At 50.0% G+C, this 24,375-nt stretch carries 22 protein-coding genes; 9 read left to right on the top strand and 13 right to left on the bottom strand.

Annotation, left to right across the window (positions count from 1 at the left end):
- Window positions 1-176 precede the first annotated feature (176 nt).
- Entirely contained in the window at window positions 177-752 is a 576-nt protein-coding gene (locus FAY32_RS01610) for a nucleoside/nucleotide kinase family protein (protein ID WP_143461650.1), read from the bottom strand.
- A complete protein-coding gene (locus tag FAY32_RS01605) occupies window positions 742-1,164 on the bottom strand; it encodes a bis(5'-nucleosyl)-tetraphosphatase (protein WP_143461648.1) in 423 nt (140 codons plus the stop codon). Before FAY32_RS01605 ends, FAY32_RS01610 begins: the two co-directional genes overlap by 11 nt.
- Window positions 1,165-1,502: 338 nt before the next feature.
- On the opposite strand from FAY32_RS01605, the gene FAY32_RS01600 reads away from it, so the two are divergent.
- The 3 genes from FAY32_RS01600 (at window position 1,503) to FAY32_RS01590 (ending at window position 6,891) form a co-directional block, all read left to right on the top strand.
- Window positions 1,503-2,897, top strand: coding sequence for an APC family permease (locus tag FAY32_RS01600; protein ID WP_143461646.1), 1,395 nt, complete (start codon window positions 1,503-1,505; stop codon window positions 2,895-2,897).
- 45 nt (window positions 2,898-2,942) lie between these two features.
- Entirely contained in the window at window positions 2,943-5,390 is a 2,448-nt protein-coding gene (locus FAY32_RS01595) for a Xaa-Pro dipeptidyl-peptidase (protein WP_143461644.1), read from the top strand.
- 589 nt (window positions 5,391-5,979) lie between these two features.
- Window positions 5,980-6,891, top strand: coding sequence for a proline-specific peptidase family protein (locus FAY32_RS01590; RefSeq protein WP_143461642.1), 912 nt, complete (start codon window positions 5,980-5,982; stop codon window positions 6,889-6,891).
- A gap of 288 nt (window positions 6,892-7,179) precedes the next feature.
- Here FAY32_RS01590 and FAY32_RS01585 read toward each other — a convergent pair whose 3' ends face one another.
- Entirely contained in the window at window positions 7,180-7,782 is a 603-nt protein-coding gene (locus FAY32_RS01585; protein WP_143461640.1) for a L,D-transpeptidase, read from the bottom strand.
- A 172-nt stretch (window positions 7,783-7,954) separates the two neighbouring features.
- Complete coding sequence (locus FAY32_RS01580; protein ID WP_143461638.1) at window positions 7,955-9,505, bottom strand: ABC-F family ATP-binding cassette domain-containing protein; 1,551 nt, start codon at window positions 9,503-9,505, stop codon at window positions 7,955-7,957.
- A gap of 187 nt (window positions 9,506-9,692) precedes the next feature.
- Between FAY32_RS01580 and FAY32_RS01575 the strand changes: the two genes are divergently transcribed.
- Both FAY32_RS01575 and FAY32_RS01570 read left to right on the top strand, forming a co-directional pair.
- Entirely contained in the window at window positions 9,693-10,076 is a 384-nt protein-coding gene (locus FAY32_RS01575) for a VOC family protein (protein WP_143461636.1), read from the top strand.
- Window positions 10,077-10,090: 14 nt separating this feature from the next.
- Window positions 10,091-10,792, top strand: coding sequence for a CPBP family intramembrane glutamic endopeptidase (locus tag FAY32_RS01570; protein ID WP_143461634.1), 702 nt, complete (start codon window positions 10,091-10,093; stop codon window positions 10,790-10,792).
- On the opposite strand, the gene FAY32_RS01565 is transcribed toward FAY32_RS01570, so the two are convergent.
- The 5 genes from FAY32_RS01565 to FAY32_RS01545 all read right to left on the bottom strand — a co-directional run bounded on the left by FAY32_RS01565 (window position 10,772) and on the right by FAY32_RS01545 (window position 15,381).
- The gene (locus FAY32_RS01565; protein WP_143461632.1) at window positions 10,772-10,978 is read right to left on the bottom strand and encodes a hypothetical protein; all 207 of its coding nucleotides are present in this window, start codon (window positions 10,976-10,978) and stop codon (window positions 10,772-10,774) included. The genes FAY32_RS01570 and FAY32_RS01565 overlap by 21 nt on opposite strands.
- 374 nt (window positions 10,979-11,352) lie before the next feature.
- Window positions 11,353-12,123: an ABC transporter ATP-binding protein gene (locus tag FAY32_RS01560; protein WP_143461630.1), complete on the bottom strand. Its 771-nt coding sequence runs from the start codon at window positions 12,121-12,123 to the stop codon at window positions 11,353-11,355.
- Window positions 12,053-13,021 carry an ABC transporter permease gene (locus FAY32_RS01555; RefSeq protein WP_143461628.1) on the bottom strand — a complete coding sequence of 323 codons (969 nt, stop codon included), beginning with the start codon at window positions 13,019-13,021 and terminating at the stop codon, window positions 12,053-12,055. Before FAY32_RS01555 ends, FAY32_RS01560 begins: the two co-directional genes overlap by 71 nt.
- Before the next feature lie 18 nt (window positions 13,022-13,039).
- Window positions 13,040-14,008, bottom strand: a complete 969-nt coding sequence (locus tag FAY32_RS01550; protein WP_143461626.1) for an ABC transporter substrate-binding protein — start codon at window positions 14,006-14,008, stop codon at window positions 13,040-13,042.
- Window positions 14,009-14,487: 479 nt separating this feature from the next.
- Window positions 14,488-15,381, bottom strand: a complete 894-nt coding sequence (locus FAY32_RS01545; protein WP_143461624.1) for a DegV family protein — start codon at window positions 15,379-15,381, stop codon at window positions 14,488-14,490.
- Between the two features lie 992 nt (window positions 15,382-16,373).
- Here FAY32_RS01545 and trpX point away from each other — a divergent pair.
- The 4 genes from trpX to FAY32_RS01525 are packed head-to-tail and all read left to right on the top strand — an operon-like array spanning window position 16,374 to window position 19,486.
- A complete protein-coding gene (gene trpX, locus FAY32_RS01540) occupies window positions 16,374-17,369 on the top strand; it encodes a tryptophan ABC transporter substrate-binding protein (RefSeq protein WP_143461622.1) in 996 nt (331 codons plus the stop codon).
- On the top strand, window positions 17,366-18,265 hold the full coding sequence (locus FAY32_RS01535; protein WP_048735168.1) for an ABC transporter permease: 900 nt from the start codon (window positions 17,366-17,368) through the stop codon (window positions 18,263-18,265). Before trpX ends, FAY32_RS01535 begins: the two co-directional genes overlap by 4 nt.
- Window positions 18,258-19,028, top strand: coding sequence for an ABC transporter ATP-binding protein (locus FAY32_RS01530; protein WP_143461620.1), 771 nt, complete (start codon window positions 18,258-18,260; stop codon window positions 19,026-19,028). Before FAY32_RS01535 ends, FAY32_RS01530 begins: the two co-directional genes overlap by 8 nt.
- Before the next feature lie 8 nt (window positions 19,029-19,036).
- Complete coding sequence (locus FAY32_RS01525) at window positions 19,037-19,486, top strand: GNAT family N-acetyltransferase (RefSeq protein WP_143461618.1); 450 nt, start codon at window positions 19,037-19,039, stop codon at window positions 19,484-19,486.
- Window positions 19,487-20,123: 637 nt separating this feature from the next.
- Here FAY32_RS01525 and FAY32_RS01520 read toward each other — a convergent pair.
- From FAY32_RS01520 to FAY32_RS01505, 4 genes are all read right to left on the bottom strand, one after another.
- A complete protein-coding gene (locus FAY32_RS01520; protein ID WP_143461616.1) occupies window positions 20,124-20,525 on the bottom strand; it encodes a hypothetical protein in 402 nt (133 codons plus the stop codon).
- A gap of 176 nt (window positions 20,526-20,701) precedes the next feature.
- Complete coding sequence (locus FAY32_RS01515) at window positions 20,702-21,562, bottom strand: NAD(P)-dependent oxidoreductase (protein ID WP_143461614.1); 861 nt, start codon at window positions 21,560-21,562, stop codon at window positions 20,702-20,704.
- A 227-nt stretch (window positions 21,563-21,789) separates the two neighbouring features.
- Complete coding sequence (locus FAY32_RS01510) at window positions 21,790-22,605, bottom strand: hypothetical protein (RefSeq protein ID WP_143461612.1); 816 nt, start codon at window positions 22,603-22,605, stop codon at window positions 21,790-21,792.
- A 768-nt stretch (window positions 22,606-23,373) separates the two neighbouring features.
- Window positions 23,374-24,168, bottom strand: a complete 795-nt coding sequence (locus FAY32_RS01505) for a TerC family protein (protein WP_143461610.1) — start codon at window positions 24,166-24,168, stop codon at window positions 23,374-23,376.
- Between the last annotated feature and the right edge of the window lie 207 nt (window positions 24,169-24,375).

The following is a 24,375-nucleotide window of genomic DNA, read 5'->3' as shown; positions in this document are numbered from 1 at the left end:
CAGACAAAATTCCGGTCTCATCCCAGTAGCGTTTATGCATTTGCAAAACGGTTGTTAGGGATTCTAAAGGCTACACAGACCGCTTCCGACTGGAAGAACACCGGTCTTCTCGTGCGTTTCGGCCCCCAACCAGCCCATTCAGCGCCCTGTAAGTGTCGCACATTTTCTGAATTAACTCAACTATCGACTACTTCACCGTGTTCTAAGCGAGTCATCAGCTCATCCAGCTTAATCTGTGTCTGTTGCCAATTGTCATTATTTAGCTGAATGGCGCGGCCCCTTAAAGCTAGGGGCATCGTCAAATCGCGACGGTATTCTGGACTAGCCAGGCGCTTGGCCATCATGTGCTCATCGTCACCCCGTTTACTCAGGCGATGTGCCAGCTTGCCGGAATCACTAACCGTGAGAAAGATGATGACCGCCTGCTTACCCAGCTCATCCGCATAGGTAATGGCGCCCTTACTGTCCAACACGATTGTTGCCAGGTCAGCTCGTTTGAGGCCGGCGGCGATTCCCTCTTGTGACGAGCCGTAATGGTAGCCGGAATAGAGGACGGATTCCAGGTAGTGGTTCTTGGGAAAGCTCGCTTCCGTTTCAAAATAGTAGTCAACACCATCGACCTCGCCCGCGCGCGGTGGTCGGGTGGTGTGCGTCACAATCTTTGTTGCCGGGTAATGAGCGACCAGATAGTCTTGCACAGTAGTCTTGCCGGTCCCCGTTGCCCCGGTGATCACCAATACTTTACTTTTCATGGATGTCCTCCAGGTACGTATTTGCCTGATCCAACAGTCCCTTTAAATTGTCATAACTCAGGGTGGTGCGCGCCGTTTGATAGTCGAACCAACCGTATTCACTGATCTCCTCGACCTGCCGCGTGATGGTCACGTCGCTTGGCACCTGTGACGTGTAGAGGACCACGTGCTTATGGTGGCCGTTCTTCATATCATAGTCCAGATCAGCGTGGAATGCGGGATCAATGGTCGCCTGGAGTTGGGTCTCCTCACGAATTTCTCTGACGGCCGTTTCGATGTCTGTCTCATTGCCCTCCACGTGACCTTTGGGGAATCCCCAGAAGTTACTGGTGGCACTCTTCAATAAGAGATACTCTGGTTGGTTATTCTTTAAGCGGTAAACGACCGCTCCACTAGCATTTTCGGTAATCATGGCAAATTGCCCTCCTCGGATTTGAATAGACTCCCTCTATTTTAAATCGAAAAGACCACTGACGGGTAAAATTTAACTGTATTTCTCAAAAAGTCTGGCCAACTCTCATTGACTTTTAATTTAGCTCTAGGGTACACTATCCGAGACCACCCCATTTTAAACCGTTTTCAGTTGCCTAATGGGGAGAAATCGTCGTTTAGAAAAAATATTATGGGACGTATCCTCATAATATGTATACAATAGGTTTAAACTAGTTTGTTTTCACCGTGGCGGTGGTACCAAAACAGCACTGATACGCGCAGACTAGTTACGCTACATATTAGCATAGGAGGCTTTTTATGGGACTTTCGCGAATATTTCGCCGCGAACGCTTAGACAACTACTTAAAGAGTGACCAACACTTTGCCAAAACCATGTCGGCAAAGGATCTGATGTCACTCGGAATCGGTGCCGTGATTGGAACTGGGATCTTCATCTTACCTGGAACCATCGCCGCGCAGTACAGCGGCCCGGGCATCGTTCTATCCTTTCTCATCGCGGCCATCGTGTGTTCCACAGCGGCCATGTGTTATGCCGAGTTTGCTTCCGTTCTACCGGTCGCCGGGTCGGCCTACTCATACGGTAACCTGGTCTTTGGTGAAATCATCGGCTGGGTGCTCGGTTGGGCGTTGATTCTGGAATACGTATTAGCGGTGGCGGCCGTGGCCAATGCCTTTGGGGCGTATTTCAAATCATTTCTGGCTGGGTTTCACCTCAACATCCCCACGGCAATCTCTGGGCCCTTTGACCCGAACCACGGCACGTACGGTAACCTCGTTGCCATTCTCGTGGTCTTTTTCATCAGTTGGCTTTTGAATCGCGGGATGCGCGAGTCGATGCGGATCAACAATGCCATCGTCATCGTTAAAATTGCCATCATTATTTTATTCGTAATCGTGGGAATGTTCTACGTCAAGCCTAGCAACTGGCAACCCTTCGCACCGTTTGGATCCAAGGGGATTTTGCGAGGCGCATCGACCGTCTTCTTCGCATACCTGGGATTCGATGTGGTCTCCGCATCCGCTGCCGAAGTGCAGAACCCCAAGAAGAACATGCCCATCGGGATCATTGGCACGTTGATCGTGGCCACGGTGCTCTACATGCTGGTTGCAATCGTGCTGACCGGGATGGTGCACTACACGAGACTTAACGTTGCCGACCCCGTGGCCTTTGCCCTGACGCTCGTCCATCAAAACTGGACGTCTGGCATCATCTCCCTCGGGGCGCTAGCCGGCATGTTTACCATGATGGTCACCATGATCTATAGCTCATCGCGACTGATCTACTCAGTTGGTCGTGACGGTCTGTTGCCTAAGTTCTTGGGCAAAATCGATGACGCCACCGGAACCCCCAAGCACAGTCTGGCCGTCATCACCGTGGTCATTGCCTTGCTCGGCGGGTTCGTTCCCCTAGCACAACTGACCAATCTGGTAAACATCGGCACGTTGGTGGCCTTCCTGTTTGTTTCATTTGGGATTATCCGGCTACGTCACCTGAAGGATCTGCCGCAAAACTCCGGTTTCAAGGTTCCCTTCTATCCCGTCCTGCCCATTATCTCTGGGCTCTTGTGTTTCTACATGATGCTCCAACTCCCAGCAGAGACCTGGATTGCATCATCTATCTGGTTTGCACTGGGCCTCATGATTTACTTCGGCTATGGCCTGCGTCACAGTCGACTCAACGATCAGCTTTAATGATCAGTAACCTGTTTGATAAAAAATTGAAAGTAGGCGATAGTTTTGCGTAATCAACAATTTGCCATCCGACCCACTGCCCCCGCAGCGGCGCGTGATGAACTGACTCGAATTCATTTTTTAGACGACCACAATACTAGCTTAACAACTCCCAGTGCCCTGTTACGGGATCTCTATGATCGTAGCTGGCCAGAGTACACGGCTCCAGCAGTCGTGGATCAAAAACTTAGTAATTTAATGGCGACCGCAGACGTTGATGGCCTGGACTTCTTAGACCATCACGATAATGTTCCGGTCACCGTCTTCTACAATTTGGCCCTCCAACGTTTAGCGTTTGCTCCCGGGCTTGATTTTCAACTCACCGACCCGCTACGTGCCATGGCTAAGATTCAACTGCCAGTCGCCGACCATGCCGGTGACGACTTTACCCTGGCCGAATTGGTTCAGGCGTGGTACCTCTTATTGACGACCCACACCAAGAACGGCCAAAGCTTCCTGGATCACCTGACCACCCACGGCTATTTCGAGCCCCTCGTGCACGATGCCAGCGTGGAAAAACCCCTGATCTTTAATGGCAAATCCCAAGCTGTGTTTGACACAACGCGTCTAATTCGCGAAGTCGTCTACGTGGAGAGTCCCCAAGACACCGACCACGATGGTCAACGTGACCTGTTAAAGGCCGAAATTATTCGACCAGCTGAGACTGAAACTGGTCTCAAGGTGCCCGTTCTTTATACCGCCAGTCCTTACAATCAAGGGACTAACGATGAATCCGGTGACGCGCTCATGCACAACGTGAACGTGCCGCTACAACCCAAGCAACCCAACGACCTCACCTTGGCCGACGTTACCGCCCAACCTGACACGACGCCGTTGCCTGCCGAACGTCCCGTTGCGGCCACAACTAAGACAGCCGTAGAGACCTTTGCCCGGGAACAATCCTACACTCTTAACGACTACTTCTTAGCACGTGGATTCGCAGTCGTTTATGCTGCTGGTATTGGGACCAAAGACTCCGATGGTGTCCGCACCACTGGTGACCCTGAGGAAACGACCTCGACCATTGCCATCATTGAATGGCTAGCCGGCAACCGCACGGCATTTACCAGTCGCGCCGCTACTCAGGCGATTCCCGCTTGGTGGAGCAATCAGGCCGTTGCCATGACCGGTCGTTCCTACCTGGGAACTCTGGCCACGGCCGCCGCAACTACGGGGGTGGCAGGTCTCAAGACGGTCATCAGTGAAGCCGCCATTTCCAATTGGTACGATTACTATCGTGATGGCGGCTTAGTCATCGCTCCCGGTGGCTTTCCCGGCGAAGATACCGATGTGTTGGCCGAGGAAACCTTTAGCCGCGAACTGCTTCCGGGTGACTACCACCGGATTCAGGCCAAATGGCAGGCCGACCTCGCTGCTATCACTCACGGGCAAGACCGGGCCACCGGTAACTACAACAGTTTCTGGGACGCACGGAACTACCTGAAAAATGTTAAAAACATCAAGGCTGACCTCCTGTTGGTCCACGGACTCAACGACTGGAATGTCAAGCCCCGGAACGTCAATAATCTTTGGAACGCCGTTCGCGACTTGCCGGTCGCCAAGAAGCTTATCCTACATCAGGGACAACACATTTACATCAACGCCTTTCGCTCCATCGACTACACGGATATTGTCAATCTGTGGTTGACCCACGAGCTGTTAGGCGTTGACAACCAAGCAGAGACCCTGTTGCCCAATGTCATCATCCAAGATAATGTCCGGCCTGAGACTTGGAACGCTTACGCCGATTGGGATGCCCCAACCAACGCAACACGAACCTTCAATTTACAAGATGATGAGCTAGTCGATGCAACCGTCACGACAACACGCCCTGCCGCAACCAGTTTTAACGACCAACTGCCAGCCGAACAGTTCAATCGCTACACCCACCATATTGATCAATGGCAGGCTGATCTCCTCGGTGACAAACATAACGCTATGTTTAACCACCGCTTGCTCTTCAAGTCGGCCGTGCTGACCGACGACCTCATCCTAGATGGTAAGCCGACCGTTGACCTCCGGGTGGCAGTCAACCAACCGGTCGGGATGCTGAGTTTTCAGATTGTCGACTACGGGGAGGCCAAACGGCTCGGCGTCAGCCCAACCGTTCTTGCTCGTAAGGCTCTGGATGAGGGCTACCGTTGGCGTGAAGACGACCTGCGTGAGTTTAAGCCGACCGCAACGACGCCGTTTAAGATGATTACCAAGGGTCACCGTAACCTGCAGAACCGAACCAACGTTTATCACGTTGACGAGTTGAAACCGAATGAATTCTACGATCTCAGCGTCACGCTACAACCAACCCACTACCGCCTGCTTGCAGGTCATCAGCTGGGACTGGTCGTCTACGCCACCGACTTCGGTATGACCGTTCGGGGCAACCAAGACCTGCAGTATTCGATTCAGCTGGGAGATTCTACCTTGCGTGTGCCCTTTGTTACCGAACAAGACTAACATTGGTTACACTGATCTAAATTAGCACACTCCGGTTGCCAGGGATTCTGCCTGCTGTGGGGACGCTTCAGACTGGAGGACCACCAGTCTTCTCGCTCGCTTTGAAGCCACGAAGACCGCGTGTCTCCAAAGGCGCCCGTGGAGTAAGCTGGCTGAGAAACACCAGCTAACTTCACCTTCACGGCTGGCTCCATCCCTGGCCTCCTCCGGCGCTGATTGTGTTTTATCACGACAATAGCTGTAAGGCACGGTAACCTATTTTTTGGCGGCAATTGATCATACCGATTATAGTTATTCTCATTATCGACTGAAAACACCATATCTGCCGGCCGGTAAGGCGAATCAACCACCATATTACCTAGTGTTTTGAAACTTTTAGTCTTATCTTCTAACCATCCCCAGATGTGCTGCGTGTTTCGGTACTACTGAGGATGGTTTTCGTTTGCTCTTTCTAAAAAAAATAATAATCAGAACCATTTAGTCTACCTTGAACGTCATCGGCTTAAATTTTGATTCACTGCCAACAGTTTAGAATTTCTGCGAATAGTGATAGAATATTAATGACTCATTAGAAACGGGGGAAACTTTCATGAAGCAAGGCACCACAATTATCACCTTAGACAACGGCTATCACCTCTGGACCAACACCCAAGGCACCGGCGACATTCATTTGCTGGCCCTACACGGTGGCCCCGGTGGTAACCATGAATACTGGGAAGACACGGCGAAGCAATTAGCCAAGCAAGGCTTGAACGTTCAAGTCCACATGTATGACCAACTCGGTTCCTGGTACTCTGACCAACCCGATTACAGCGATCCTGAGACCGCTAAGAAATATCTCACTTACGACTACTTCTTGGATGAGGTTGAAGAAGTTCGCCAAAAATTAGGCATCGACAAGTTCTACCTGATTGGCCAATCATGGGGTGGCGCCTTAGTTCAAATGTACGCTGCCAAGTATGGTCAACACTTGAAGGGGGCCATCATCTCCTCCATGGTCGATAACATCGATGAATACGTTGAAAGCATCAACCATATCCGGGAAACGGTGCTGACGCCCGACCAAGTGACCTACATGAAGCAGGTCGAAGCTGACGGCAATTACGACGACGCGAAGTACCAAAGCTACGTGGACATCTTGAACGATGGCTACGTGGACCGGAAGAAGCCCGCCGCTATTTCCCACTTGATCAGCACCATGGCAACCGACGTATATGGTGCCTTCCAAGGCGACAACGAATTCGTCATCAAAGGGAAGCTAAAGGAATGGAACTTCCGCGACCATCTCAAGGAAATCAAGGTGCCAACCCTGCTGACCTTTGGTGAACACGAAACCATGCCAATTGCGACCGGTAAGAAGATGGCTGAACTTATTCCACACTCACGCTTCGTGACGACGCCAGAGGGCGGTCACCATCACATGATCGACAATGCTCCCGTTTACTACGATCATTTAGCAACATTTATTCGCGACGTGGAAAATGACAATTTTAATGCTTAACTAGTTAAAGAGTCTGGAACATAACTTAAAAATCAGTTTTTTCGGATTTCCTTCTGAAAAAGCTGATTTTATTTTTGCCATTATCGTGTCGAAACGTGCGCCACCAGGCAGTTTGTTACGCTTAACCCGAGAACAGGACTTATGCCAAGACCAGGCATAACCCCTGTTCTCACGTTAATGCTCGCAAACTAACCGCCTGATGGCCCACTCTATTTTTCGACGACAACAAAAAACAGGCCCCCAAGAATCGGTAACCTGTTTCCATCAACACAATACGTGTCATTTAAATTAATGAATAACAACTTTCATCCCATAAGGCACATGGTTGTAGACCCACTTGGCATCGGCTACGGATAAGCGGACACACCCATGTGATGCGGCGGTCTTGCCCAGCTCCTTAGCCTCACTTTCGATGTAGTTCCCATCTTTATCAGTCGGCACACTGTGGAACAGGTAAATGCCGTGGTCCTTCCAAGAGACCCAGTAACGGGCACCTTCACCCGAACTCTGGTTGTAGAAGAACTTTCCCCGCTCACCTTGGATATAGAATGTCCCGTGCGGCGTGCCATTTTCCTTACCGGTCCCGGTCGAGCAATACATGGTGTAGAGCACCTTATTGCCGTTCTTAATGTAAACCCGCTGCTTACTGGTATTGACGTCTAACCATGCATTAGGATACTTTTTCAAATCCGGATAAGCCTTCTTTTCCGACGGCTTACGCCAATTAATAGTCTCAACTTTAGGCTTTTTGGTGGCAGTCGTCGTCTTAGTTGTCTTGGGTGCCGTATTGGCAACCTTATCTGCCGAGGTCTGTTGTATCACCCGGTTGATACCAATTGCGGCCACAATGACCAACACAACAATGACGAGTAATTGTCTAAATCGTCTCATGCTCTCCGTCCTTTTGTTGACATAATTTTCATCTCTACCGCTAACCTTAACGGATTTTTCTGAAAAAGGGAACCATTTCGACCAAAACGTAACCTAGCCGTAAGATTTCAGTCGGCCACGATTCTTCTCGGCACACGCAACTCAAACCGACGCGTGACCAATTTACACGTTTTTAGTTGCCAGCACGTAAACTCAGCTTTTCAACGTTCAAGATCTTATCGACCAATCCATTGTAGAAACTCGCCTCATGGCTAACGATGATGGCGTTCCCTTGGAAATTCAAGATGGCCTGTTTCAAAGCCTGCTTCGTCTCGTCATCCAAATGGTTCGTGGGTTCGTCCATGATCAGGAAGTTGGCCGGTTCAAATTCCATCAGCGCTAACTTGACCTTGGTCTGTTCCCCACCGGAGAGTTCACCAATTGGCTTCATGGCGTTGGCGGAATCTAGCCCACACTTGGAAAGCTTGGTCCGAATCGCCTTTTGCGGTAACTTTTCGTACTTTTCTTGAATAATCTGTAGCGGTGTCTGCTGATTGTTATCCCAGACCAAGTCTTGGCTGAAGTAACTGATTCGCGCGGATGGCGAGAAGTGGGCTTCCCCACCCTTGGCCTTGATCAATCCCAGAATAGACTTAATCAGCGTTGACTTACCAACCCCGTTGAACCCAGTCAAACCAACTTTTTGGTCCGTTGTCACTGAGAACGTCACGGGTTTCAACAATGGCCGGTCGTAACCCACGGAGAGTTCATCAACCACCAAGGCATTTTGCGATCCGGTTTCCTGGTAAGGGAAATCAAAGTGGGCTTGCACGTTCGTCGAAGGCGGATCGACCCGGTCCAATCTGTTCAGCATCTTTTCTCGTGACTTGGCCATGGTCGACTTCGAGCCGGCCTTGTTCTTACGAATAAAGCGTTCCGCCTTTTCAATCACGACTTGTTGCTTGTCAAATTCACGCTGTTGGGCCTTTTCCTTTTCACCCCGTTGCCGCATAGCTTGCTTAAAGCTGCCCCGGTACTTCGTAATCTGCCCAAAGGCAACGTTGATGATACAGTTGGTCACGTTTTGTAGGAAGTCGTAATCGTGAGAAACGATTAAAGCGGCCCCTTCAAAGTTATTTAAATAGTCTTCCAACCAGGCAATGTGGGCGACATCCAAGTAGTTCGTGGGTTCGTCCAACAGAATCACGTCTGGGTTTTCGAGCAATAGCTTGGCCAAAATAATCTTTGACCGTTGCCCACCAGACATCTTAGCGACTTCGTGATCGCGGCCCATGTCGTCCAGGCCAAGCCCAGAGATGACCCGTTCAATCTCCGTTTCAACGTCATAAAAGTTTCTGGCATCCAGCACTTCCTGAATGCGACCAGCGCGTTCAAGCAGTTTATCCTCCATCGTCTCGGCATATTCCGTGTACATGGCCGTCATCCGGTCGTTCATTTCATACAGGTCAGCATAAGCCGTATGGAGAAAATCAATCAGCGTCATCCCCTCTGGAATGTCGGCATATTGATCCAAATAACCCACGTGGGTCTTCTTTTGCCATTTTACAGATCCCGTCAATGGGAGTTCATTACCGGTAATGATTTTAATTAAGGTTGACTTACCAACCCCGTTTTGCCCGACGACACCCATGTGTTCGCCCTTTTCTAGGGTAAAACTGGCCCCTTCGTAAAGCTTCTTATCGGCGAAGCTCATGCTCAGGTCGTCAACTTCTAATAGTGGCACGTTTCGTCCCTTCCCTTCTTCTCTCACGCAGAAAAAAGCCCCGACAACGTCAAGGCCAGATTCCTAAACAATATATTAGGTAGTAATTTACCACGAAACGCCCGGGTTCGTCAACTTCCTCGCCTAGGAGTGTCGTGGCAAACTATGCTATAATGGGTAAAATTTACTGCCTAAGGACTGACAACTTATGAATATTCGTAACATTGACCACATCACACTGACCGTTAGTGACATCGAGCGTTCCGTCCGCTGGTACCATGAAGTTTTCGACTTACCCATCATCGAATTCGACAACGGCCGACGCGGCGTCAAACTTGGGAAACAAAAAATTAATTTCCAACAGAGCGACCAGCCCCATTTGCCCGTTGCTAAGCATCCCACGGTCGGTGGCGCAGACTTTGCCATCATCGCGACCGATCCGCTGGCAAATATCTTATCGCACCTCACCAACTACGCGGTTGAAATCGTTGACGGTCCCCTCCCAAAGCAAGGCGCAATGGGCCCGATGACCTCCGTCTACGTGCGCGATCCAGATGAAAACTTAATTGAAATCGGGAAGTACGACAAGTAAAGGAGGCCTGCCCCTTGCGACACGTTACTAACGCTGGGAACAGCCTACTCGATTGGCTGTCCCGTAGTTTAAAATGGATTAGCTTTCTGATCATCTACCTACTTGATACGGGAATCTTGACCTTTGCCACAGCAATGGTTAAGCGTCCTGGTGTCGTTAACCGTTCAATTGGGATCATGCTGATTTATTCAGCATTGCTCCTCGCGTTTATCACTTGGCGCTACCAAAAGCAATTGACGCAAAATAATCCCCGTCACTTTGGGCACACCCGTTTCACAGCCAAAACCATTGTCCAACTAATTGGTTTCTTTCTGCTCATGCTGATGATTCAATATCTGTGGACGTTCTTAATTTCAGCCCACATCCTGAGTAATCCCGTTAATCAAAAGGAACTGACCTCACAAGTGATCCAATTGCCCTTCTGGAATCTAGCTTATTCCATTTTGTTTGCCCCCGTTATCGAGGAGCTCATCTTTCGCGGTATCTTCCTGAATTACTTTTTCCGTGGAAACTCCCGCACGCTAAACATCCTGGGGGTCTTCATGTCCGGTCTGATTTTCGGTTACCTGCACACCATGAGTCTCACGCCAACGCTGCTTATGTACGCTGGGCTCGGCTGGGTCTTGGGGGCTGCTTACCTGCACTTTCGCGATATTCGCTACAACACCACGCTCCACTTCCTCAACAACGCCATGTCACTGATGGCATTTATGTAGTTGGCTGAAGATGTCACCTGCGGCTGCCAGAGATTCCGGCGTCTGTGGGGACCACCTGCGGCCTGAGAAGCGGTCCTCCGGTTCGGTTTGAAACCTGACAAAAATCGTCAGTTTCCAAACGCGTCCCACGCTGTAGACCGTGTCAAAGCCCAACCCGGTCAACACCGTCGTCACAGCTACCTCCATCTCTGGCCTCCTCCGGTTACGTTCGTTCTTAGCAGTAACATGCTGTTAAAGTTCCACTATCCGCTACCATAATTGCTAATCAGTCATGTAGCCGAGAGTGAGCCAAATTTGGACCCAGCCGTGGGATTTTTCAAGTGATCTGCTTGAAAAATGGCGACTTTGAGACGGTGAATTTTCCGGCTCAAAGCGAAGTCAAAGACCGCTCCTCAGGCTTTGACCGTCCTGCCCATCGCGTTCCGGTCCAAATTTGGCGAACGGTAAGGCGGCAATTTTCTACCATCTAAAAAAGAGACTCAGCTTTTCCCCACGGGGATTAGCTGAGTCTCTTTTGCCCACATATTGCTGTAAACCTTCACTAGAGTTAAGCGGTGATCTTACTCCGCGAACAGGGTCAATAGGTCTTCCTGTCGCAGATTCTGTTTTTCTGCACCACGCACATCCAACTTGATCTGGCCATCTTGGACCATAACTAGCCGGTTGCCATACCGCAGCGCATCACTCATTTTATGAGTGATCATCATCGTTGTTAATTGGTTCTCTGTCACAATCTTTTGGGTCAAATCCATGACCTTCTGACTGGTCTGTGGATCTAAGGCGGCCGTGTGCTCATCCAGCAGCAGTAGGTCCGGCTGACTCAGCGTTGCCATCAGGAGTGACAGGGCCTGGCGTTGCCCACCGGACAGATATTTCACCTGTGTCGTCAGACGATCTTCCAGACCCATATTCAACGGCCGCAACAACTCCTGATATGCCGCCGTTTGACTGGCCTTGTGGTACCGGTGGAGACTCATACTTCCTGTATGCTGTTGTGCCAACGTTAAATTTTGCGCAACGCTAAGCTCACCAGCCGTCCCCATCTTGGGATCTTGGAAGACACGCGATAACCATTTCGACCGATACGCGATCGGTTTCTTGGTGACATCGTGCCCTGCTAAGGCTAACGTTCCCGCATCAGCCGATAGTGTGCCAGCAATCGTATTCAACAGGGTCGACTTACCGGCCCCGTTATTGCCGATCACGGAGATGAAGTCTCCCGGCTCAATGGTAAGACTGACATCTTTTAAGACGTGACGCTCATTTGCTGTCCCGGGAAAGAAGACCTTCTGGAGATGTTTGACGGTTAAGACTGCGGTTGCTTGCTTCATGTTCATCGGCTCCAATCTGTTTGAGGTAACGTTTCAACTGCTGACGCGTACGGTATTTGTTTTGTAAAATAGGCAGGCAAATAACAATGACTAAGATGCCCGCAGATAGAATTTTCAAATCATCGACTGGGAAGCCTAGTCCCATCGCGACCGTTAACAGGAAGCGGTAGATGATGGCTCCCAGAACCATAGCGGACAACCGTAGCCAAATTTGACGTCCGCGTAGGAAGATCTCACCGACTAAGACGGAGGCTAACCCAATGACGATGGTCCCAATGCCCATTCCAATATCAGCATACCCGTTACTCTGGGCAATCAGCGCACCAGAAAGGGCAATACAACCGTTAGAAACCATGTAGCCAATAATTACCATCCGGTCCGTGTAAATCCCGTTAGCCGCACTCATAGCGGAATTATTTCCTGTCGCCATGAGCGATAACCCCAGTCGCGTCTTGAATAACCAAACCAGTAATGCCACGACTACCCCCGTCACGATGGCACCCACTACAATCGTTTGTAGGTCGATCGACCAAGTTTGTGGCAGGTAGGTCGTCAGCACTTTTTGATCTAACAACGGCACGTTAGACTTACCCATAATGTGCATGTTGACCGAATACAACCCCGTCATCGTGAGGATACCGGCCAGTAACGATGGCATGTGGAGCTTGGTGTCCAACACGCCCGTAACCCAGCCCGCAATGCAGCCCGCCAAGAATCCCAGTAAGCTGGCCGTTACGGCGGATTGACCGCTCAACATAGCACTCACTGTGACCGCGGCGCCCAGTGGAAAGCTCCCCTCGGTAGTCAAATCGGGGATATCTAAAATTCGAAATGTAATGAAGACGCCAATGGCCAACGGTGCCCATAAGAGGCCCTGACCGATACTCGTGATTAACATAAAAACAAGCTCCCTTCCTTAAGGCTCTTTAATCTGATTAGACTGTAACCCAATCGCCTTGGCATTTGCCTTGTTCACGTATAAATGAAGTTTCTTTGAGGTCTGAACGGCCATGTTTTGCGGTTTCTTGTTGTTTTCTAAGACATCGTAGGCCATCTTCCCGGTCTGCTTGCCCAGGTCGTAGTAGTTGATCCCGTAAGTTGCGGTTCCACCATCTTCGGCCATTTCAATCGAGCCAGTCACAACGGGGAGTTTGGCTGCTTTTGCCTTGGCCCCAATGGTCTTCATGGCACTGGCCATCAGATTGTCGGTTGGCAAGTACAAGCCGGAAACCTTGCCCGTCAGACCCGCCAAAACACTGGCAACGTCGTTCGTACTCGTCGCACTGACAACCTTTAATTTCAAGTTGTGCTTCTTGGCGTAAGCCTTAGCTAGCTTGACCTGAAGCACCGAATTTTCTTCGGATGAATTGTACATCACACCCAGGGGTAACTTGCCCTTCGCCATGCTAGCCAATAGCTTCAGTTGCAAGCCCACTGGTGTGAGATCGCTGGTTCCACTGACGTTGGTCTGTGGCTTAGCGTTTGATTTGACCAGTCCAGCTGACTTGAGGTCAGTCACAGCGGTGACCAAGGTTGGCGTGCTGGTCGTCTTCTTGGCCAGCCCCTGAGCCGCCGGCGTGGCGATACCGACTAACAGATCATTCTTCTGTTGCACCAATTGTTGGCTCATGGTGTTCAAATTGGCTTGATCCCCCTGCGCATTCAGGTAGTGATAAGTCACTTTGGTCGATTTTCCGTGGGCCTTTAACTCTGCCTTTAAGCCGGCCTTGAACCCTTGCCGTGCTTCATCAAGTGAGCCGTGTTGGACGACCTGCAAGATGCCGACCTTTAAGCCACCGTTGCTAGCGTCCGATTTGCTGGAACACCCCGCTAAAACTAAACCCAATCCCAGTACGGCGATACTCGTTGCTAATAATTTTTTCATTCTCAATTTCCTCCAAAACGTCTATTTTAATTTTTCGTGATCCGGCTACGTGCCAGATAAAGTTATTCTGAATTGGTAAATCTTGCCAATCTTTCAACATTGACGACCTTGCGTCCAAGATTGCCAATTCTCTCAGAATTCGTTCCTAAGAAGACAAAAAACACCAGGTAGATTCTGAGTAGAATCTACCTGGTGTATATCGGGCCCGATATTATTTCTCCAGATAGATTAACCCGTATCTATCTGGCGCTAAGTCATGCTGAAAAACTTTAGCTAATCGATAGATACAAACGCAATGATGCGGTGCGCTTGTATCCAGTGAACTGAACACAAACGCTATCTAAAGAAAAAGCTAAAGGCAAATTGGCTATTTAAATGATTAAGGCTGGTAATTTTCATTGGAATTATCCCTTTCATTTATCAATTTACAACTATCAGTTAACCATTAAAAAATGAGGCTGTCAACCCCAATCTTTAATTTAATTCTCATCTTCCGAGTCTAACAAGCTTCGATAATCCTGGCACCAGGCTAGTCCCATTGCCCCATCACCCACATGAACACCAAAGCTGGGCCCAATCAATGCAACATCAAATTTAACCGTGGGAAATCGTTCTTGGGCGGCACTGACCCATCGTGCGGTGGCCTCGGGTTGATCGGCATTTAAAATCGTCGCCTTAACCGGTACCGTTCCGGCCAAATCAGTCGCCAATGCATCAAGAAAGTCACCCAGGGCCCCCTTTAACCGTAGCGAACTGCCGGCCACACGCATCTTACCGGAAGGATCAAAAATTAAGATTGGCTTTCCCGCTAACAACGGCGTACTGCCTGGGCTGTGACTCGGATTGACTTCCCCGGTTCGCAACAGCGGCTTGATGGAATCGACGACAAACGCGCTGTGCGTGGTTTGCCGCAATGTCGTGAGTTGAGCGAAGATGTCATCGACCGTCGCCCCGCGCCCCGCTAAAGCGGCTGCCAAGCGTGCCTGTTCACCCATCGTGGTCAGGATTCCCCGTGAATCCCACGGCCAGACGTGGAGGCCCACAATCGATGACGTGTAGGCAGCCAAGGTATTAATCACCCCAGAAATCCCCAAGGAAGGACCAATCACGATAACATCGGTCACGCCTTGACTAGCCAAGTCCTCGCAAACGGCTTGTAACGTCTTCATTGAAAGTTGGGGGGCAGTTGGTACCACCTTACTCCCCTTCGCCAAGCGCATTAACCGATAGTAATCCGCCGTACTCAGATCCTGATACTCGTGATACTGTCGATTTCCAAACATAATTGGCGCCGGCAACAGGGTAATCTGACGTTCCCGTGCCTCAGGGAAATCGATTCCCGACGATGTATCCGTTAAAACGGCAATTTTCATGGCAGAGCCTCCTAGTAGTCAACGCCCTGGCCGCCAAGGTCCGCAGTCAGGTCATGGTTTCGTCCTTTTTCATTATTCTTCAGTATAACAAAAAAATTCCGTGATATTCGGTTCCGACTTAAAATCAACGTAATTAAGTGGATATTGGTCAAACGCCCGCCTTACCGTTCGCCAAATTTGGACCGGAACGCGGTGGTTTCTTCGCCTTACCGGCCGGTAGATATGGGCTGGAACGGTGCGAACACAACTTGAAGCCCCGAAGAACACGAGTCTACAAGCTTGGTTTTCTACTAAGCCAGTAAGAAATTCACTTGCTGACTAAGTAGAACGACGCGCCTGAGCCCATATCTGCCGACCTCTCGGCTTACATTGTGCTCTCAGACGACACTGAGACTAACTACAATCATTGTTATCAAGTGGACCGAAAAACATTAAATGGCCGTGGTCTGCAACGTCCCCACAGCAGGTGGAATCCCTGGTAGCCGCAGTGCGCCCAAGTTAGCCCAATTTAACGGCGCGAATACTTACCAAAACTAGGATGAAGCGCAAATTTCATCCTTGGCTAACCAACTTAATCTTTTTCTAAATCTGACCAAGAAGCGTGCTTTAGGTCATAAATAAAAAAATAAGGTTGACGGCTTTTCCCGGTTGCCGTACACTAAATTTATTCACATACGGAAAGAAGGAAAAGTCATATGCAAATGTCTGGTATCGAACTTAATGGACGTTGGCAAAGCCGGTAATCAAGTCTCATCAGTGTTGATGCGACTTGAGCTCCCAGAGCGATTCTCGCATCTGCGCCGGCTACTTTTCTGATGCAAAAGCCCGCACGGATGTTTAATCTCCGGTTTTGCGGGCCTTTTTCTTTGGGGCACTCAGCCGGTCTGGGTGCCCTTTTTGTATCATCTTTCTCCGTCGGGGTCACTTTCGACTGTCAAGTAAGGCCCGCGCCAACCTACGTATTTTATGTCAACATAAGAGAGGGTTTTGTTATGAAACGGATGTACAGCTTAATCGCCATTTTACTTATCTTCCTCGGGTTCGCCTACGTTAAGGAGACCCGTCAACAGTCCGCAACGAAAGCCAAGGTGCCCACAGTCGGCATCTTGCAACTTCTATCTCACCCGGCGCTCGATGCTATTCATAAAGGCATCATCCACGGTCTCGCCGAAGAAGGCTACCATGTCGGTAAGAACGTGAAAATCGACTTTCAAAATGCGCAAAATGATCAGAGTAATCTCAAGACCATGAGCGCCCGCTTCGTCAATGAAAATGCCGATGCCATGATCGGTATTGCAACGCCAGCCGCACAGGCCTTGGCCAATGCCAGTTCCAACATCCCCGTCGTTCTGGGAGCCATCACCGACCCCAAGGGTGCCGACCTGGTCAAGAGCAACACGCACCCTGGCAATAATGTCACTGGCGTTTCTGACCAAGCCCCTTTGAAGTCACAACTGAAGTTGATTCAAAAAATCATGCCTGATATGAAGACACTTGGTATTATCTACACGTCATCTGATGACTCGGCCACCGCACAGTACCATCAATTCGCCGCGCTCTGTAAAAAGGAGCACGTCCGGCTCAAAGCCTACACGATTGCCAGCACCAACGACTTAAATCAGGTCGCTGAACAGATGGTCAGCCAAGTTGACGCCGTTTACGTGCCCACGGACAACACAGTTGCCAGTGCCATGCAGACGCTGGTCTCGACCGCTAATGCCAAGAAGGTTCCCGTCTTTCCAGCCGTTGACACCATGGTTAAAGCTGGTGGTCTCGCCACACTGAGTATCAACCAGTACAAGTTAGGTGTGGAGACTGGCAAGATGACCGCGGCTATTTTAAAGGGTAAGAATCCCGCCGAAACGCCAATTCACTTTGAACGTCAGGGTGAAATGACCATTAATCTATCTCAAGCTAAGAAATTGGGCATCACACTACCAGATTCAGTCATCAAGGAAGCCAAAACACATGGGGAGGTCTTCAAATGAGTTTAGCAGTATCCGCAATCGGACAAGGCCTACTATGGGCCGTCCTCGGGGTGGGATTATTCCTGACCTTTAGAATTCTTGATTTCGCCGACATGACCGTTGAAGGGACCTTTCCACTCGGTGCCGCAACCGCCGTGGCTGCCATTAGTAATGGGATGAACCCGTTACTCGCAACATTACTGGCCTTTGTCATCGGGGCACTGGCTGGCTTGATTACCGGTCTGCTCTACACCAAGGGGCACATTCCCATCCTGCTAGCCGGTATTCTAGTCATGACCGCCTGTTATTCCGTTAACCTACGAATTATGGGCCGCGCCAACGTTTCCTTGCTGGGAAAATCAACGTTATTTAAAAATCACTTGCTGGCGGCCCTGCCTCAGTACTTTGACAGTGTCGTTCTGGGAACCATCGTCATGGTGGTCATCACAACCATCGTGATCTACTTTCTTCAAACAGAACTGGGTCAGGGATTCATCGCGACCGGGGATAACCAGACCATGGCGCGCTCACTAGGGATCAACACCGACAACATGAAGATTATGGGACTGATGGTCTCCAACGGTCTGATTGCTTTTGGTGGCGCCCTGGTTGCGCAAAATAACGGGTATGCCGACGTAAACATGGGGATTGGCATCATCGTTATTGCCTTGGCTTCCATCATCATTGGTGAAGTAGCCTTCGGTGATCTGACCTTGAATCAACGACTCGTCGCCGTCACCCTTGGCAGTATCCTCTACCGCTTCGTCCTCCTGTTGGTGCTCAAGCTCGGCTTCAGCGCCAACGATTTGAACCTGATTTCCGCCATCATCTTGGCACTCTGCATGATGCTGCCGGTCTTCAAGAATGTTCTGAACTTCAAGCACATTTTGAAACGGGGGTTGGATACCAATGACTAAACCACTACTCGAACTAAAAGACGTCGTGTTAAAGGTCAACCGCAACACGCCCGAGGAAATTACGATCCTCAATAAACTCAACCTGACCATCAACGCTGGCGATTTCATCACCGTGCTGGGCTCTAACGGGGCCGGTAAATCGACCCTCTTCAACGCTATCGGGGGCGACCTCAGCATCGATAGCGGCCAGATCCTACTCAACGGCAAGGACATCGCACACGACTCCGTAGAAAAACGGACACGCTTTCTAGCGCGTGTGTTCCAAGATCCCAAATTGGGAACAGCACCACGGATGACGGTGGCCGAAAACCTCTTACTTGCCGAACGACGGGGACAACGACGGGGCTTGATGCCTCGGGGATTGAACCACCATTTAGACCACTACAAGGAACTCACGGCGACCATGCACAATGGCCTAGACGAACGCCTAACTACGGCCACCGGCAACCTATCCGGTGGTCAACGACAAGCGTTAAGTTTTTTGATGGCCACGTTGAAACGGCCCGAAATTCTACTGCTGGATGAACATACGGCGGCCTTGGACCCCCGAACCGGTCAAGACCTGATGCGCCTGACTAACGAACGGGTCTCGCAAGATAAGTTGACCTGCCTGATGATCACCCACCACATGGAAGACGCCTTGACGTACGGCAACCGGCTAATTGTTCTGCATCACGGCAAAGTCACCTTTGACGCGGCCGGTGCAGACAAAGCGGCTTTGACCACCGAGAAGCTTTACAGTTTCTTCGCTGAGATCGAATAGGCGCGCCCATGGAAATTGTCATTTCAAATGCGCCCTATAATCGAGCAGCTGCCCTTTCCCTGCGCCAAGCAACCTTCGTGACCGAACGGGGCATCCCGCGTGACGTGGAATTCGATGACCGCGATACCCCGGAACGACTCTACGTGGTGGCATACCAACGTCCCGAATTACCAGTGGGAACCCTCCGGTTAGAACCCCAGTCTGACATCGAAATGCGCTTTGGTCGTGTCTGCACCAGTCAAGCTGCTCGTGGCCAAGGCATCGGTCGTCAGGTGCTGCAAGCCGGCGAAGACTGGGCGAAAACGCATGGTTTTACCAGTGGCGTCATCGACGGCGAACTCACGGCCAAGACCTTCTACGAACGCTGTGGCTACCACATTGTCGGCGAACCGTTCAACGAAGATGGCGCCCCCGTGGTGACGTTGAAAAAGAACTTGTCACACAACTCGCAAATGTAACCAAACACCAGTCAAAAAGACGTTACCGAACTGCCGATTCCCGGCCACTCGGTAACGTCTTTTTTGGTATTTCAGTATGGGTAAAACAGTCGCACCGTTAAATTAGTCCAAATTGGGCGCACTCCGGCTGCCAGGGATTCCACCTGCTGTGGGGACGCTTCAGACTGGAAGAACACCAGTCTTCTCGCTCGATTTGAAGCCACGAAGAGCACGTGTCTCCAAAGTCGCCCGTGCTGTAAGCTGGCTAAAAATTCGTAGCCAGCTAACACCACTTTCACGGCCGGCTCCAGCCCTGGCCTCCTCCAACGCTGACTACGTTTTATCAGGTAAACGGCTGTAGACCACAGTTACTTAACGGTTTTGGTCCAGTCAATAACAGTTGGTTATGGGTTATTCTTGTCGTCTGAGAGCACAATGTAAGCCGAGAGGTCGGCAGATATGGGCTCAGGCGCGTCGTTCTACTTAGTCAGTAAGTGATCTTCTTACTGGCTTAGTAGAAAACCAAGCTTGTAGACTCGTGACCTTCGAGGCTTCAAGTTGTGTTCGCACCGATCCAGCCCATATCTGCCGGCCGGTAAGGCGACTCAACCACTATTGTTGCTAGAACAAGCATGGGCCATACTTTGAAACTTTCATTTCAACCTTTAGTTAAATAACTAAGTCCTAACACTAGTGGCCCCGCAATCACCAAGAACAACCAAACCACTAAGTTCGTGCCTGTCCGCGTTAGCCAGCTTTCCTTGCCGTTAGCGTCGCCAAGTCGTGCGGTTCCAAATTTACCAGTATTCGCATATGTCGCCCCTAAGCGTAATGCTTCCTGATCCGCATTTTTCATTGGTTTTTGGGGCGTCTTCTCCCGCTGCATGCGCCCCATTAGCCACCGGTAGCCTCGCGGAAAGCAGAGGACATAACTCACAATCACGTACACCGTCCACCATGAGAACACCAGCTTCGCCGACCCACGACTAACCGACACGCTGAAGATAATTACCCAAACTAAACAAGGAATCAACCCTCGTAAATACGCTTTGAACCGCAACTTAATCCCTCATTTCTAGTTGTTTGGCAGTTGCTCGTGCCGGTGACTGTTCCGACGCAAAGCGAGGCTCAAGACCGCTTCTCAGGTTTTATCGTCATCCCATGACATTCCACTTTGGATTTGGCGATAAGACTGTCACCTATCACATCACGCCTAGCAGCTATTTTTTCAATCTGTTACTCGTAAGTCTTGATCAGTCCTTGCGTTCCGTCATTGCCTAAACCAAAGTCATCAACCATGGCTTCGTACAAGAGTTTCGCCTGCTTGGTCGCCGGCAGATCGAGATTCATTTTGTCGGCCTCTTGTAAGGCAATCCGCAGATCCTTTAGGAAGTGCTTCGCAAAGAACCCTGGCGTGTAGTCGCCCTTCAAAATCCGGGGAACGTAATTGTCCATGCTCCAGTTGTCGGCGCCACCACTGCTTAATGTTGCCAATACCTGTGGTAGGTCTAACCCGGCCGCCTTAGCATAGACCAACATTTCCGTTAGGCCCGTCATGGTCCCAGCAATCATAATCTGATTTGCCATCTTGGTATGTTGGCCCTTACCAGCGGCTCCAAAATAAGCCACGCGTTGCCCTAACTGCTGGAAGACTGGCAACAACTGATCATAAGCGGGCTTGTCGCCACCGACCATTACCGTCAGTGTCGCATTTTTAGCCCCAACATCCCCACCGGACACTGGCGCATCCAGCGCCTGAACCTGATGGTCGTGCGCAACCTGGGTTAATTTGACTGCCAATGAGGGGGTGCTGGTCGTCATGTCGACCACGATACTTCCCGGCTTAATGCCAGCAAAAATCCCCTTATCACCGGTATAGACTTCTTCCACATCGCTCGGATAGCCCACCATGGTCATGACCACATCTGCCTGTGCCGCAACGGCTTGAGGCGTTTCCGCCCAAGTTGCCCCTGCAGCCAACACGGTTTGGGCGTGCGCCTTGGTACGGTTATAAACGACTACCTGTTGCCCAGCCTTCAGTAAATTCGCAACAATCCCAGTGCCCATGACACCGGTTCCAATAAATCCAATTTGCATCAGCAAAACCTCCCATTACTCGTTAAAGTTATCATAGCACGACTACCTAACGCCCCGCACGTTAAGACGTTGAATCGGCCAGCTGGATTCCCCTGAAACTAAGTGATGGATACATCCCTACCAGACACAGCACGGCTGAGAAGACTTCTACTGGCAGCAAAAAGCGACCGCAATCGCTCACGGCCGCTAGCATTTACATTTCATTTGGTTTGGCCCTAAAGGACCACCTAGTTATCAGCTGATTCTACCTCACCAAAGTGGTATGGCTTACCATTAACGGTATAGTTGGTCCAAGTGGCATTTTGGGCGTAGCTGCCATCGACGAGTTGAATCCCCAACTGCCCCATCGTCTTTTGGTTCGTAATTTTCAGGCGGTAGTGGCCCTGACTGATTTTCTGATTAGGTAATCCCTTGACCGGTTGCTGATAGTAAACCGTCGTCGTGTTCCCTTTGACCGTCACCTTAGTCGTTTTGACAGTCTGTGTTGGCTTGTAGACCCGATTAGTCGTTGCCCTGCGCGAGCCAAACAGGAAATCATTCTTGGCCATCGCAGATCGCTCATAGAACTGCAGATAGTTGTCCAGCGTTAAAAAGAAGCCCGCTGTTGGTGCAGCATTGGTGTTGGCCGCGTTAGCCGTAAATCCCTTGCCCGCCAAAAAAATCTGCGTACGAATTGGCGCCTTGAGACGAACCGGTTTAAAGTTGGCCTTGGTAAAGGGAATGGTCATCCCATTTTTATACTTCAACGTCTGAGCGCGGTTGTAATTGACGACACCGTACGAAAAGGCTGCCTTGACCCCCGAATGATCTGCTGAAGTCCCCTCAACATAGAGTAACGTATTCTTCTTGACCTTGACAGCGTGATACTGGCCGTTGACTTTTTTAGAAATCCCCACAAACATCGCCCGCTTCGTCCGAACATAGCTAACATCCCCCGCTAGGTAAGTCTTATCTGTGCTAGCTGCGTTGGCAACTGGTCCCCCGACACCAACTGTGACTAATCCCACGAGCGCGGTCAGCCACCACTTCAATCGTATTTGCATGTAATCTCCTCCTCGGCTTCTAGTATACCCGTCCCACTTGCCGAAAAATATAGGAGATAACCACGCGGTATAAATGATCAAGTGGAGTAATAACTAGTTAAAAAATAAAATTCAGGTCTCATCTCAGTATGGGTAAGCAGTCGCACCGTTAAATTAGGCGCACTCCGGCTGCCAGGGATTCCGCCTGCTGTGGGGACGCTTCAGCCCGGAATACCACCAGTCTTCTCACTCGATTTGAAGCCACGAAGAACACGTGTCTCCAAAGTCGCCCGTGCTGTAAGCCGGCTGGAAAAAATCGCCAGCTAACACCACTTTCACGGCTGGCTCCATCCCTGGCCTCCTCCGGCGCTGACGGCGTTCTACCAAGACAACGGCTGTAGACTACAACTACCTGGCATTTTTGAATCCAATGGATAACGACCGTTATGGTTATTCTCAGAGTTGTCTGAGCTCACAACGTCAGCCGAGAGGTCGGCAGATATGAGCTCAGGCGCGTCGTTCTACTTAGTCAGTAAGTGATTTTCTTACTGGCTTAGTAGAAAACCAAGCTTGTAGACTCGGCTCTTTCGAGGCTTCAAGTTGTGTTCGCACCGATCCAGCCCATATCTGCCGGCCGGTAAGGCGAATCAACCACTATGTCGCCTACTTTTAGGGCTACTGTTGTTGGTAGAACAGGCATGGACCCATACTTTGAGGCTTTCAACCCTAGTCATCACTAAATATGGGACCAAAGGCAATTTTGTCTGCCCTTGGTCCCATATTTTTAGCTTATGATTCAGTTGATTTAGAAGATTTCTTTATGTTAACTGCACTTGGCGTTGTTACTTTTCGCCGTCGCTTACGAATGACGTGAATAATCAGCGTCACAATAATCGCACCAACCACAACGATTCCGAATAGCGTTGCTGGAATTTCGATATCAATAGCTGGGATGGAGATGAACAACTTCACTGCAATCAACCCAATCAAAATATACGCCATGGGCTCCAATTCCGGAATACGTTGCATCAGTCTCATGATGACCTCAGCCACACCCCGCATCGCGAGAATTCCGATCAGTCCCCCAATTAAGACGATGACTGGATTGCTGGAAATTGCCAACGAGGCTAAAACGGAATCAACGGAGAAAATGATGTCCATCATTTCAATCTGCATCACGACTGACCAAAAGAGGGGCAGAATCCGTTTTTTCTTGTCACTCACTAGTTTCCGTGTGTGCTTGACTCGGGTCTTCGTAAAGAATTGGAGCACCAGATAGGCGAGGTAAAGTGCCCCGATGACCTTGATCTCCCAGAAATGAATCAGGTAGGTTCCTAACCCGATGATGATGAAGCGAAAAATGTACGCGCCCCAGATTCCATAGAACAACGACTTCTCTCGTTCTTTTTGAGAAGGAAGGGACTGCGTCTGAGCAGCCAATACCACAGCATTATCCACAGACAGGAGGCACTCGATCATCACTAATGAGAAGATAATCAGCCAATCATTTCCCGAAGAAATGACCGTTTCCCAATTGTGTAAGTCAAAGAATGGCCCGTATAACTGGCCAAGAAAATGTAACAACGCTTACTTCAGCTCCTCAGTATAAGACAATTTATTTTGAGTCAGTTTAACATACTAACGACGAACTTACGACCCATTTATTTAGTATAGCGCACAACCATTCAAAAGGTTAGTTAACTGAATTCGTCGTTTTACAACTTAAGTTATTGCAAATGTTACCGAATCGCTACATCTCTGTTACCTCGATGCAACTAAAGCGCGTTAAGA

This window comes from Levilactobacillus enshiensis, assembly GCF_007115095.1.
GTDB lineage: Bacteria > Bacillota > Bacilli > Lactobacillales > Lactobacillaceae > Levilactobacillus > Levilactobacillus enshiensis.
This window is presented reverse-complemented; position numbering and strand designations above follow the sequence as displayed.